Source organism: Thalassospira sp. CH_XMU1420-2 (assembly GCF_037029325.1).
GTDB classification, from domain to species: Bacteria; Pseudomonadota; Alphaproteobacteria; order Rhodospirillales; family Thalassospiraceae; genus Thalassospira; species Thalassospira povalilytica.
Genome location: NZ_JAYMEG010000002.1, coordinates 172,178 through 185,235 on the forward strand (window position 1 = coordinate 172,178; position 13,058 = coordinate 185,235).

The window sequence follows — 13,058 nt, forward strand, 5'->3', positions numbered from 1 at the left end:
GCTCAGGCGATCATGCGTTCGATCAATGCTTCGTCGCCAAATCCACCGGATTTCGTCACGATATCGACACCGTCAAACTGTCCGCCCAGAATGCGCGACACCGGCAATCCCGGCCCGACTTCGCCAAAACATTCCATCGATTGGGCGCCGCTGGCCGCAAGAATGGCCGACAATGTATCCCCGCCAATCACCATAAGACCGGTTCCCGGATGCACCGAAAGTTTCGGGACTTCTTCCATCAGTGCGGCGACTGTTTCCTCGGCGTTTTTTGCCGTCGGCACCGGATCAAGCAGGACCGGCCCGTTCGCGACGGATCCAAGACCGTGACGCACGGCATTTGCAATCTGTTTTCGGGTCACCGGATGGGCCGTACCGGCCACAATGACGGATAACCGCGGTTGCGGGCGGCTTGTGAATTCCGGGGTCAGTGCCTGTGCAAGTCCGCGACTTCCCGCCCACAGGATGTCGGGCACATCGCGACAGCGCGCCACCAGCACATCAAGATCTGATTGCGTCACCGCATTGCCGATCACAACGCCCTTGACCGGGTTCCCGGGTGAAAATATCTGTGCTTCGACACCAAAATCGGCAAACGCCTGGCGCAAATCATGGACCGATGCCGGTTCCCAGTCATTGCCGGATCGCACTTCATGCATGCCATCGCGTGTCCGGCGGCCCATTTCGGGAAAGGCCGGTGCAAAGATACAGGTCGAAAACGCCCCGCATCGCATCATCTCGATGGTTTCAAGGATCGAATTGCCGCGCAGGACACTGTCGACCTTTTTAAACCACAAGGCCCGATCTTGACCCGTGCGATTCACATTATCCCCGCCATCGCCAAGCAACTGAAAGGCTCGCCCGACCGCGGCCCTGCTTTGATCTTCGGGCAGATCGCGGCTTTCGCTGCTGATCGTCACCTTGGCGCCAAGCATTCCGCCATCCGACAAAATCAGGCGCACCGGCGCATCAGGCGATGCAAACGGGGCAGCGGCATCAAGTGCACCGGTCAAATCATCGGCCAGAATACGCACGTCACTCATTGGGCACCTCTTGCGATACCGTTTCGACCGGTATGTTTCTTTGTTTCAGTTCCTTGAGCATGTCCGGGCTGATCCGGTCATCGGTAATGATCAGTCCGATTTCCTCAAGACCGCCAAACAGACTGAAGCTGCGGCTGAAAAACTTGCTGCTGTCGACCAGCAGAACCACGAATTCCGCCGCCGAAATGATTGCGCGTTTGACTTCGCACAGCTCGATTGAACTGTCCGAAAGACCATCGTTTGAAACCGCGTGGGCCCCGATGATCGCGACATCGGCGCGAAGCTGTTCGATCATGCGCACAGCCGACGCCCCCAGCAATGTCGATGAACCGGGGCGCACATTCCCACCCGCGACAAATGTATTGATCGTGTTGCTTTGGGAAAAAACCGACGCGATCGAAAGATCGTTCGTAAAGGCGGTGAAAGGCACATCGCGTTCGACCATGGCATGTGCCGCGGCAAGGGTGGTTGTTCCACTATCTACCAAAACGGTCTGACCGGGCTGAATAAGTGCAGCCGCACGTTGGCCGATGCGGTTCTTGGCATCCCTTTCCAGTTCGGATGAAATCGCGGCTTCGGGTTCGAACCCCTTGCGGTCGCTGACATTCATCATCGCCCCGCCATGGGTGCGTGTCAGATGCCCGGTGGAACACAGATATTCAACATCGCGCCGGATCGTGGACACCGACATGTCCAGCCGTTCGGCCAGTTCCTTGAGTGACGCCATTTCCTCCCGGCGCAGGAATTCGATAATTCTGGCACGTCGCTTGGCTGGCAACATGAACGCCTCCTTGGTTTTTTCTTTGTGTTAGCACATCTCCGCACGCCAAGACGAGCCAATATCTTCCAAAATCACCCAACGGATACAAATTTTGGATATTTTTATGAATATTTTCTTCCAATAAATTCCATTTAGTGTCAATTTCTCCCACGATCAATCAAAATCAATCGGGAAATTAATTTCCCCACAGCGGTCCTTCGGGAGGAACCCATGAAAATCAAACACACACTCGAACGCATTCCTGGCGGCATGATGATTGTCCCGCTTTTGCTTGGCGCGACCATCAATACCTTTGCGCCGGACCTGCTGCGCATCGGCAATTTCACCGAAGCCCTTTTCGTCAATAGTGCTGGCGCACTGATCGCACTTTTCCTGCTCTGTGCCGGTGCCCAGATCACCCTGTCAAATGTCGGAACGGCGGCCGCCAAGGGCGCGACCCTTCTGGTTGTCAAATGGATTACCGGTGCTGCGGTCGGTCTTCTGGCCTATGCCATGGCCGATAGTGGCGGCCTGTTCTTTGGCATGGTGCCGATTGCCATCATCGCGGCAATGACCAACTCGAACGGCGGACTTTATGTCGCGATTGTCGGTCAGTACGGACGCGCCGATGACAAGGCTGCCTATTCCATCCTTGCCCTGAATGACGGTCCTTTCCTGACCATGATCGCACTGACGGTCTTTGGTGCGATGGGCTTTGTCGAAGGCTTCTTCTCGATCATTTCGTTTGTTGCCGTGCTGCTGCCGATTGTTGTTGGCATGGTGCTTGGCAACCTTGATCATGAACTGCGCGCATTCCTTGCCAAGGGCAGCGACATGCTGATCCCGTTCTTTGCCTTTGCGCTTGGCATGGGCATCAATTTCCAGGCCATCATCGAAGGCGGCCTTGCCGGCATTCTGATCGGTATCCTGACGGTCTTTGTTACCGGTACTGCGGGCTATATCGTGTTCCGTGTCATGAAATGGAACCCGATTGTCGGCGCATCCGAAGGATCGACCGCCGGTAACGCTGTTGCCACCCCGATGGCGATTGCGGCGGCCAACCCGCTGTTTGGCCAGCTGGCCGATCTTGCAACCGTTCAGGTCGCGGCATCGACCGTGACAACGGCCATTTTGCTGCCGATCTATATCTCGTTCCTTGTTCGCCGCACCGACTTGACCGGGATGACCGACCAGCAGGCAGAAACCACAACCGGGTCGGGCGAAACCACCGCCTGATCACCCGGCACGCAGATAAAAGAAGGTAAAAACATGAAACCGATCGTAGCAATCACCATGGGCGATGTTTGCGGCGTAGGTCCGGAAATCGTTGCACGCACCGTTGCCGATCCGCAAACTTACGAAATGGCCCGCCCGATCGTTATTGGCGATGCAGGCAAACTGGCCGTCGCCCGCGATATCGTCGGTGCAAAATTCGACATCAAGACGTTCCTGCCAACCGATCCGGTTCCGCAAGAACCGGAAATGGGCACCGTTCTTTGTGCCGATCCGGGCTTTGATCTTGCCGATCTTCCGTTTGGCGAAGTCAATGCCAAGGCCGGTCATGCCGCCTTTGAATATCTGAGTGCCGCCATCGATATGGCCAAGGCAGAGCGCGTGGCAGCAATTGTCACCGCTCCGCTCAACAAGGAAGCCCTGCATGCCGGTGGCCATATCTTCCCCGGCCATACCGAAATCCTGGCGGAACTGACCGGGACCGAAAGCTATTCGATGATGCTGGCGACCCCAAAGATGAAGGTCATTCATCTGACCACCCATGTTGGTCTGATCGAAGCCATCCGCCGCATCAACCCGGAACGGACCTATCAGGTGATCCGGCTGGCCCATGACACCCTGTCCAAGGCCGGTCAGACATCACCGCGCATTGCCGTTTGCGGCATCAACCCGCATGCCGGTGAAAACGGCCTGTTTGGCGAGGGCGAGGAAGAGGAAAAACTCATCCCCGGCATCGAACGCGCCCAAAAGGAAGGCATTGATGTTCAGGGCCCGCTTCCGGCCGATACCCTGTTTTACCGTGCGACACGCGGTGATTTTGACGTCGTGGTGGCCTGCTATCACGATCAGGGTCACGGCCCGGTCAAGGTGCAGTCGATTGACGAAGGTGTGAATATCACCGTCGGTCTTAAGGGCGGAATTATCCGCACGTCGGTCGATCACGGCACCGCATTCGACATCGCCGGCAAGGGCATTGCCCGTTACGAAAGCCTGATCGCGGCCATCCGTTATGGGGTTCAGCTGGCACCAAATGATCGCGCTATCGGTCCTGCGGCATAATCTGTTTTTCAGATTATCGCTTCTGGGGGTGGACCGACCAAAGCCCGGCGTCAATGAGCCGGGCTTTTTTTATGTCTTCGATGCTGGACCGCGCCGCAAAAGCAGGCTAATCCGGTGCGATGACAACCGATATCGCCCTTTTTGCCGGGTTATTCTTTTCTGCCCTGACCTCGGCCACCATCCTGCCCGGCACGTCCGAGGCGGCACTGGGCGCCCTTGTCGCCAAGGGGGATCACGCGGTCTGGCTGCTTGTCATGATTGCGACTGCGGGCAATGTCATCGGATCGATCATCAACTGGGCGCTTGGCCTTTCTATCGACCGGTTTCGCGATCGTCGCTGGTTCCCGGTATCGGGCGCGGCACTTGATCGTGCGGCACGATGGTTTTCGAAATACGGGCTTTGGTCGCTGCTTCTGGCGTGGCTTCCGATCATTGGCGATCCGCTGACCCTGTTTGCCGGGGTGATGCGGGTCCGTTTCGTCCCGTTTCTGATCCTGGTCACCATTGGCAAGGCCGCGCGCTATGCCATGATTGCCGGCGGGGCATCGGCACTGGCATCGATGCTGTCATAATGCCATCACGGCACACCCTGCACTGATACAAACCATCGGCTTGGGCCACCGGTTTGAGCAATCTGCTTGGGCAGTCGGCACGGGCAATCCGCTTGGGCACTGCATCCGCCGGGGCAAAATTCCCGACAGGACAATATCGTTCAATAAATCACGGCAAAACGGTCTCATCCTGCCTCCAACAATTTAACCGCTCCGGCCCCACAAAGCGGACACCAGCCAGCAGGAAACATCCGATGACCGCCACCCTCAGCCTTTATCTTTCCATGGCAAGTTTCGCGCTCGCCGCCTCGATCACGCCGGGCCCGGTCAATATTCTGGTGCTGAGTTCCGGCGTCCAGTACGGGTTTCGCCCTTCGCTTCGTCTTGTCTTCGGGGCGACGGCGGGCTTTTGCCTTTTGCTGCTTTTGATCGGGCTTGGCCTGCATCAGTTGCTTGAAACCTTTCCGCAGCTGACCACGATCATTCAGTGGGCCGGTGTTGCCTTCTTGCTATTCATGGCCTGGAAGCTGTTTTCATCAAATGGCGAGTTGGGAAAATCCGATGCCGGCACGGGCCCGTCGGTCATGACCGGTGCCGTGATGCAATGGCTTAACCCCAAGGCGTGGCTGGCATCAATCGCCGGGATGGGCGCCTATGCCGCGTCCGGTGCGCCGACCCTGATCTGGGAATTTACCGCGATATATTTCGTGATCTGTTTTGCTTCTGTTGCCTGCTGGGCCTATGCCGGGGCGTTTTTGTCACGCTTTTTGGGGAATCCCGCCCGCATCCGCATTTTTAACCGCATCATGGCGGCCCTGCTGGCGGCAAGTGCGATCTATCTGACGCTATAAGCCGACCGTGCGATTACTGGGTGTCGTCCTTGTTGCTATAGGCATCCTCCCCGATAAAGTGCGGCTGAACAATCGGCAGATCGCCCAGCACCTTGTCCTGCGTCAGTGACACCAGATAGTGATAGACAACATTGCCAAGGTTATAGAAATCAATCGCCACCAGCCCGTCGACCATTTTATCGCGCAGGATCGACACATGTTCGGGTGTTGGCGCGCCTGTCCCGCCAATCAGGATCAACGGCCGGTTCTGGCGTGCTTCTGCCGGCAAATTGCGAAAGGTCTGCACATATCGCTGCGGATCATGCAACGGCCATGATCCGACCGTGATAAAGGCATCAAGCCTGTCATCCAGCATGCTTTGGCGGAACTGCGTCATCGCCAGATCAAGATTGTCCTTGTTGAACCACGGACAGCGCGGGCTTTCGAACCAGCCGCCACTTCCATTTAACGGCGGTTGACTGCCCAGATCGGACGTTTTTCTGATTTCGCTTCGAAACCCGTTGATCCGTTCATTCAGATTGGGATCATAGGGCCCGGCACTCATCAAACAGACATTCCCGCCAAATGGCAGGCGGTTTTGCAATTCACGGGCAAGCATCCGCCCGATCAGATGGTTTTCCACACCGATAAAAGCCTGTCTGAGATGGTGAAACGGCGCAATCAGATCGGAATCAAACGTAATGACCGGCACACCGGTTTCAATCAGCTTGGGCAGACCGTTTTCAGCAATGAATTCCGATTTGGTGACCGAAATGGCAACGCCGCTGTAGCCTTCGCCAACCGCATCTTCGATCGCGCGGTTCTGGGCCCTGAAATATCCCAGATTGTCACCACCCAGATGCACACACCGATCCCCCTTGATGCGCGCAGCATCATTGCATCCGCGCCAGGCCTCGATGAAATTGGGATCACCGACATTCTTGGTGATCAGGGCAAAAACCCGCCCGGCCATGGCATGCCGCGACGGGCCTGCTAAAATGCTGATCGCTACAACCACCAACAACAAGGACTGAAGACCAAAACCGGCCCTGACACAGGAAATCATTCCAAACGGTCTCCTTTTCGGCGCGGCTGGTTTTTGGCACCCCGATCCATGCCAAAAGCCGCGCCCGATTTATCTGTTCGCCCCTTCTTTAAAATAGAATAACTAAAATGAAACACGTTTTGGTTGATTAAGATCAATGAGATTTAAATCAAAACCAACCAAACACTGAACCCCGCCCTGACTGCACCCGCTCCACCCCCGGCCTCATCCGGGATCGCCGGGCCATATCGGATTGCACACGAACACACAAACGCGCACCGGGGTTGACCGGGTGTCGGATCAACGGGTCATTGAGGCGGAAGATCAGAAAAATCAGGCCGCCTGCACGCGCGCATATTGGCGTGGTGTGGTTGCCATCAGGCGTTTGAACATGCGTTGAAAATGCGCCTGATCGGCAAAGCCGGTTTCAAGTGCGACATCAACGATCTTTTCCCCGCGCCTCAGCGCATGACGGGCGCGCTGCACCCGGCAATTGATCAGATAGGCATAGGGCGTCATGCCAAAGGTCTTTTTAAACGCCCGCACCAGATAGGACCGCGAATAGCCCGCCAGATCGGCAAGATCATCCAGACTGATGGTTTCGGCATAATGGGTCTGGATATAATCGCCGACCCGGATCATTTTGCGGTCATGCACCGACCCGCCCGACCTGCCCGACCCGCCCGTCCCGTCCAGCACCCCGCGCCGGTTCAGCCGCACATGCAGATCGCCAAAGAACGACACCAGTGCCGTTTCCTTGCCAAGAATATCAATATCCGCATTGACCAGCGTATCGGCCAGATCAAGCAACCCGCCATAAAGATGAGGATCATGGCTTAGCGTATCGGAAAACATCGCAAACTTGCCGGCCGCATCGGCATCGATTTCAACCTGCAAATCCAAAAGCCAGTCGGGATCAACAAACAGCATGTCATAGCACCAGTCCGCCCCCTTGACCGGGTTGCAGCCATGAACATCCTCGGGATTAAGGATCACCACCGATCCTTCTTGTGTTTCATGGGTTTTGCCACGGTTCCAATAGGTGCTGTAACCGTCCTTCACCGTGCCGATCGAAAAGGTATCGTGGCTGTGGCGTTCGTAACAAACCGCATGCCCGTCCGCCACACGCCGCAATTCGACAAACGGCAAAGCCGGGTCGCGCCAGAAATGCTGTGAGGGCTGCGTGCTAGACTTCTGAAACATCAGCCCCTCACAGAAACATCACTTTTAGATTTAATTCTGTTACCCAATACATCTTCCGCGGGTTATAATTCCGGACTTTCTAAACAAATCGATCCGAGAGTGAACTCCATTGATTATAGAGCAAATAATCGAAATCAAGAACACCGGTATATGGAGAGATTACACAGCTGACGCTGGGGCTCGCCTTGCACCCCGAACTCTCGTGTTTGGCTTCAACGGCACTGGCAAAACCACTCTATCAAGAATACTTAGTTCATTAGAGAAGGGCACAATCGACCCCAAACTACCCAACTCTTGCTCATTCAAAATACAGCTCTCAGAAAACACTACAATTATCCAAACTTTGGACCAGCCTCCGTTCGGTTCAAACTTGTTGGTTTTCAACACCGATTTTGTGGAGAGAAACTTCAACTGGGACGACAGTTCCTCCCAAGGAATCCTTTATGTAAGCGAAAAAAAAGTCGGCGCAAAGAAGGCCTATGACGAGAGTTCCACTAAGCTTAAGGCCACTACAAAAGAGATATCCGAGCTCGAAAGTCGGCAGAAAAGCTCCGAAAAGCAGTTAAAAGAGTTCAAGACCCGCGTTGCCAAGCAAATTCGCGAAATGACACCAGAGAGCGTTTACACCCAAGCTTATGATGCTCGAAAAATTCAAGCGCACTACAAAGGCAGCAAGTTTGAAGAGAGCTTACTAGCATCTGAAAAACAAATAGCCCGCAATCAAGAAACACTTATGCGTAAACTTCCTCCGGATAAGATCAGTTTTTCCTTCACATTGCCGGAAGACTTACAGTCATGGCTTAGTTCTGGTCAAAAGCTCATAATGCGCAGCTCTGCTGAGATGGCTGTTGAAGCATTGGAAGAACATCAGGAAGCGATAGCATGGATTAAACGCGGCCTTGAGTATCACGATCAACACGAACTAAATCAGTGCCTTTTATGCGAAAACCCGTTCACAGAGGAAAGGCGGAATTTTCTCAAGTCGATTTTTAATGATGCGTGGGATGATGCAGCAAACGAACTGAAATCTGCAATCCAACTTGGCGAAAAGCATTTAGATAACCTAAGGTCATTTTACTCAAACCTCCCGCCACCTGAACTAATAGAATCCAACTTTAAAGAAGAGTATACAGCGGCATTTAAAAGCCTTCGCAAACATACGAGTAAAATCGGCGAGGCTGGAAAGTTCATAATTTTCAAACTTAAAGAAAAACTCGATCCGTCACTCAATTCACTTGGAAGCCCGCTTCCAACGCTTGAAAGCGATATCAATGACATCGTAAAAGACTTTCTATCGGAAGCATCGAAAGCGGAAAAACTGGTAGGTGCTCACAATGAGCAAGCCATTACGTTTGGAAATGAGCAAAAACTAGCTTTCGAAAGCTTGGAAAGACACGTCCTCGCCTCGAACCAGGCGACTTGGGACTCGTTGCAAGAAGATTTAAACAAGTACGAAATGAAGCTCGTAAGCTCTCGAGACGAGCTACGTAGTTTAAAGGTCAAAACCGACGAGCTTCAAAATGAACTACAGGATCATGGCATCGGAGCTGAAAGGTTGAACGCCCTACTATTCTCCTACCTAGGGCATAAAAACATATACTTAACCGCCCAAGAAACGGGTGGCTATAAAATCATCCGAATAGACGGACAAGCAGCACTACACCTAAGTGAAGGGGAGAAAACTGCAATTGCATTCTCCTACTTTCTAACCAAACTGGAAGCAGATGACCGAAAATTGAAAGATCTAGTTCTAGTTATCGACGATCCAGTTTCCAGTTTGGACGCCTCAGCTAGAACCCATGCATTTAGCCTCTTATTTCGCAAAACAAAGAAGTGCCAACAACTTATTGTACTGACTCATAATACCGCCTTCATGAATATGGTGAAGCGTGAGTTTCAGAACTTGGAGCATAGAAACGCGGCTGAGATAGCACTGCTCTCCCTTGATTGCAGAAGCCCAGCAGACGGCTCAGAGAGGCGCACCAACTTGGCGAAAATGCATCCACTAATGGCAAATCACCAAAGCGAATATCATTATTTGTTTCAATTGGTTAGAACTGCAGCAGCGAAAGCAGAAACTGATTACCTCTATTTGCTTCCCAATGCTACTCGGAAGCTACTTGATATTTTCACAACGTTTTGCTCTCCCGGACAGCCTAACTTTACAGCTGCATTGATGGAGCATCACGAGACAGTTAAAGACCAAATAGATATCAAAGCTCTCGAAAGACTGATTCAAGTAGAGTCACATGGAACCATTGAAGGGTTTGGGACATTACCGGACTTAACCCTTCAAGATGCCATAAGCGCCGCAAAGGCTGCGATTGGCTTCATCGAAAACGTGTCTAAAGATCACTACAAACGAATGTGCAAAGCTTGCGGAACGATTGGCTGAAAATGACCACGCGAGCATCAAACAAATTCGTGAAATGGCTGTAGCGTCTACCGCACTGTCTGCTTATAGTGCCCCAAATGTTCGATGATCGTTCCGAAGAAGCCCAGCCGCGTTTCATGCCGCCCAATGCACCTGTCATGGTCGTTGGATTGCGTCATGCTGTGTTTCTGTCACCCGATGGCGAGATCGAGGAACTGCCGCACGGGGCCGCGGCCAAGCGGGCACGCGCAACGCGGCCCATTCTGGTCCATACCCCGGCCTGTGCGCGGCGTTTGAAAATTGATCCGTTTGCCGCACATGATTTGCTCGAACTGTTTGCCTTTGTCCGCCCGGCACAGTTTTGCGTACCGACCCCGCGCGGCATTGCGCTGGCCACCGGGCAAAAACCGGCCGATGACCTGATCGGTCAGGCCGAGGCCCTGGCAGAAGCCATGAAACGGCTTTTGCAGGAACTTGCCACCCTTCATCGCAACAAACGCGGCCCGGCCCTATCCATCGCATGGCCGATGGCACGCGGGCATTGGCCGTGGGGTGTTTCGGTTCTGGCCGCCCTTGGTGCGGATGGCGATGGCCCGCATCGCTATGCGGTTTATGAAGGGCTTAAAGTCTGGAAAAAGCTTGGCGAGTGGGCCGAACATGCCCCGCCACCGCCACCCGCCAATTATCCGGTTGATCCCAAAGATGCCCGCAAGCGCCTGAAAGAACTTCTGGGCGAAGGGGCCGAGGAACGCCCGCAACAGGCCGATTATGCATCGTCTGTCTGTTCGGCCTTTGGCCCGCGCCTTCATGATGGTGCGCCCAATATCGTTCTGGCCGAGGCCGGAACAGGCACCGGCAAGACGCTGGGCTATGTCGCACCGGCATCGCTTTGGGCACAGAAAAATGACGGGGCGGTATGGATTTCGACCTATACCCGCAACCTGCAACGTCAGATCGATCAGGAACTGGATCGCCTCTATGACGATCCCAAGGACAAGCGCCTTAAGGCCGTGGTGCGTAAAGGTCGGGAAAACTATTTCTGTCTGTTGAACTTCGAAGAAGCCCAGCGCCCGCTGGCCCAGCAACCCCATCAGGCCACCCCGCTTGGCCTGATTGCCAGATGGGCATCGACCACCCGCGATGGCGATATGGTCGGTGGGGATTTCCCCGCCTGGCTGACCGAGCTTCTGGGCAATCGCTTTACCGGGGCGCTGGCCGATCAGCGCGGCGAATGCATCTATGCCGCCTGCCCGCATTATTCGAAATGCTTTATCGAAAAAACCGTGCGTCGCGCCCGTTCCGCTGAAATCGTGGTGGCCAACCATGCCCTTGTCATGGTGCAGGCGGCCTTGGGCGGGCTTGATGACAGCTCCATGCCAACGCGATACGTCTTTGACGAAGGCCATCATTTGTTTGATGCAGCCGATAAGGCATTTTCATCCCACCTGACCGGGCAGGAAGGACAGGAATTGCGCCGCTGGCTGCTGGGGGCCGAGCAAAAGGGATCGTCGCGTGCGCGCGGCCTGAAACAGCGGCTTGAAACCCTGATCCATGATCGCGATGAATTGCGCGATGCGGTCAACGCCGTGATTGTTGCCGCCCAATGTCTTCCCGAACAGGGATGGCTTGGCCGTATTCACGACGGATCGCAACATGCCAAGGGCCCGGCAGAAGTATTTCTGGCCCATGTGCGTGCACAGGTGATGGCACGGTCCGCTGATGGGGATCGCGGCTATTCGATTGAAACCGATTGCAAACCGGCCTTGAACGAAGTCCTTGCCAGTGCGGCCGACCTTGACCGCGCGCTTGAAGCGATGGAAAAACCGGCCAGATCGCTGATCAAGATCATCGCCCATATGCTTGATGAAAAGGCCGATGAACTTGACAGTGCCGAACGTCAGCGCCTTGATGCCGCGATCCGATCCCTTGAACGCCGCGCGATCATGCAGGTTGCGGCATGGCGTGAAATGCTGGCATCCCTGGTCGAAGAAACGCCACAAAGCTTTGTCGACTGGTTTGCGATTGAACGCCAGTTTGGCCGTGATTTCGATGTCGGCATGCATCGTCATTATCTTGACCCGACATTGCCGCTGACATCGGCGCTGGCCCCCACCGCGCATGGCATGGTGGTGACGTCCGCGACCCTTCGCGATGGCACCGGGGACGAAGATTTTGACTGGGCCGTGGCCGAAGACCGCACCGGGGCATCGCACATGCCGCTTCCGGCCATCCGGGCGGCGATGAAAAGCCCGTATAACTACCGCGAACAGACCCGCGTTTTCATCGTCAATGATCTGGGCCGTGATAACCCGGACCATATTGCCGCGGCCTATCGCGAACTGTTTCTGGCCTCCGGGGGTGGCGCGCTTGGCCTGTTTACCGCGATTTCACGCTTGCGCGCAATTTACGAACGGTTGACCGGGCCGATGGATGATGCGGGCCTGCAATTGCTGGCGCAACATATTGACGGCATGGATGTTTCGACCCTGATTGATATTTTCCGGGTTGAACGCGATGCCTGCCTGCTGGGGACCGATGCGGTGCGTGACGGGGTCGATGTCCCGGGTGACAGCCTTCGTCTGATCGTGTTTGACCGCGTGCCCTGGCCGCGCCCCGATATCCTGCACCGTGCGCGCAAATCGGCCTTCCACGGCGCACGGTATGACGACATGCTCACACGCCTGCGCATGAAGCAGGCCTTTGGCCGGCTTGTCCGCCGCGCCGAGGATCGCGGTGTGTTTGTCCTGCTTGATAACCGCATGCCATCACGGCTTCTGGGCGCCTTCCCCGAAGATGTCGAAGTCCAGCGCGTTGGCCTGCGCGAAGCGATTGAACAGACGCGCCTTTTCCTTGGCAATGTGCAGAACAGCGAAAACTGATCATCCGTCCGACCGCCTTTTCACTGCCGGAATTGGGTATTAAAGTCTGTCAGGCTTCTGATCCGTGAACCGCTTTTGCGAACG

At 54.8% G+C, this 13,058-nt stretch carries 10 protein-coding genes; 6 read left to right on the forward strand and 4 right to left on the reverse strand.

Annotation, left to right across the window (positions count from 1 at the left end; all coding sequences use genetic code 11):
• Positions 1–2: 2 nt before the first annotated feature.
• A complete protein-coding gene (locus WA429_RS05525; protein ID WP_287465731.1) occupies positions 3–1,040 on the reverse strand; it encodes a four-carbon acid sugar kinase family protein in 1,038 nt (345 codons plus the stop codon).
• Positions 1,033–1,821 carry a DeoR/GlpR family DNA-binding transcription regulator gene (locus WA429_RS05530; RefSeq protein WP_068517607.1) on the reverse strand — a complete coding sequence of 263 codons (789 nt, stop codon included), beginning with the start codon at positions 1,819–1,821 and terminating at the stop codon, positions 1,033–1,035. The genes WA429_RS05525 and WA429_RS05530 overlap by 8 nt, the downstream gene beginning before the upstream one ends.
• Before the next feature lie 210 nt (positions 1,822–2,031).
• Here WA429_RS05530 and WA429_RS05535 point away from each other — a divergent pair, with 210 nt between their 5' ends.
• From WA429_RS05535 to WA429_RS05550, 4 genes are all read left to right on the forward strand, one after another.
• Positions 2,032–3,036, forward strand: a complete 1,005-nt coding sequence (locus WA429_RS05535) for a 2-keto-3-deoxygluconate permease (protein WP_287465730.1) — start codon at positions 2,032–2,034, stop codon at positions 3,034–3,036.
• A gap of 33 nt (positions 3,037–3,069) precedes the next feature.
• The gene (gene pdxA / locus WA429_RS05540; RefSeq protein WP_101247470.1) at positions 3,070–4,092 is read left to right on the forward strand and encodes a 4-hydroxythreonine-4-phosphate dehydrogenase PdxA; all 1,023 of its coding nucleotides are present in this window, start codon (positions 3,070–3,072) and stop codon (positions 4,090–4,092) included.
• Positions 4,093–4,211: 119 nt separating this feature from the next.
• Positions 4,212–4,664: a YqaA family protein gene (locus tag WA429_RS05545; RefSeq protein ID WP_101247471.1), complete on the forward strand. Its 453-nt coding sequence runs from the start codon at positions 4,212–4,214 to the stop codon at positions 4,662–4,664.
• Between the two features lie 233 nt (positions 4,665–4,897).
• On the forward strand, positions 4,898–5,494 hold the full coding sequence (locus WA429_RS05550) for a LysE family translocator (RefSeq protein ID WP_068517600.1): 597 nt from the start codon (positions 4,898–4,900) through the stop codon (positions 5,492–5,494).
• 13 nt (positions 5,495–5,507) lie between these two features.
• Here WA429_RS05550 and WA429_RS05555 read toward each other — a convergent pair whose 3' ends face one another.
• Together WA429_RS05555 and WA429_RS05560 are read right to left on the reverse strand one after the other, a co-directional pair.
• Positions 5,508–6,539: a substrate-binding domain-containing protein gene (locus WA429_RS05555; RefSeq protein ID WP_287465728.1), complete on the reverse strand. Its 1,032-nt coding sequence runs from the start codon at positions 6,537–6,539 to the stop codon at positions 5,508–5,510.
• A gap of 312 nt (positions 6,540–6,851) precedes the next feature.
• Positions 6,852–7,721, reverse strand: a complete 870-nt coding sequence (locus WA429_RS05560; protein ID WP_287465727.1) for an AraC family transcriptional regulator — start codon at positions 7,719–7,721, stop codon at positions 6,852–6,854.
• 109 nt (positions 7,722–7,830) lie between these two features.
• Between WA429_RS05560 and WA429_RS05565 the strand changes: the two genes are divergently transcribed.
• Together WA429_RS05565 and WA429_RS05570 are read left to right on the forward strand one after the other, a co-directional pair.
• Positions 7,831–10,116 (forward strand): AAA family ATPase, encoded by a 2,286-nt coding sequence (locus WA429_RS05565; RefSeq protein WP_287465726.1) that lies wholly within the window; start codon positions 7,831–7,833, stop codon positions 10,114–10,116.
• Positions 10,117–10,193: 77 nt separating this feature from the next.
• On the forward strand, positions 10,194–12,974 hold the full coding sequence (locus WA429_RS05570) for an ATP-dependent DNA helicase (RefSeq protein WP_068517595.1): 2,781 nt from the start codon (positions 10,194–10,196) through the stop codon (positions 12,972–12,974).
• Positions 12,975–13,058: the final 84 nt, after the last annotated feature.

Bases quoted from the DNA above. Each gene is read 5' to 3' on its own strand.
- WA429_RS05525 (WP_287465731.1), bottom strand. From the start codon at position 1,040: ATGAGTGACGTGCGTATTCTGGCCGATGATTTGACCGGTGCACTTGAT.
- WA429_RS05530 (WP_068517607.1), bottom strand. From the start codon at position 1,821: ATGTTGCCAGCCAAGCGACGTGCCAGAATTATCGAATTCCTGCGCCGG.
- WA429_RS05535 (WP_287465730.1), top strand. From the start codon at position 2,032: ATGAAAATCAAACACACACTCGAACGCATTCCTGGCGGCATGATGATT.
- pdxA (WP_101247470.1), top strand. From the start codon at position 3,070: ATGAAACCGATCGTAGCAATCACCATGGGCGATGTTTGCGGCGTAGGT.
- WA429_RS05545 (WP_101247471.1), top strand. From the start codon at position 4,212: ATGACAACCGATATCGCCCTTTTTGCCGGGTTATTCTTTTCTGCCCTG.
- WA429_RS05550 (WP_068517600.1), top strand. From the start codon at position 4,898: ATGACCGCCACCCTCAGCCTTTATCTTTCCATGGCAAGTTTCGCGCTC.
- WA429_RS05555 (WP_287465728.1), bottom strand. From the start codon at position 6,539: ATGATTTCCTGTGTCAGGGCCGGTTTTGGTCTTCAGTCCTTGTTGTTG.
- WA429_RS05560 (WP_287465727.1), bottom strand. From the start codon at position 7,721: ATGTTTCAGAAGTCTAGCACGCAGCCCTCACAGCATTTCTGGCGCGAC.
- WA429_RS05570 (WP_068517595.1), top strand. From the start codon at position 10,194: ATGTTCGATGATCGTTCCGAAGAAGCCCAGCCGCGTTTCATGCCGCCC.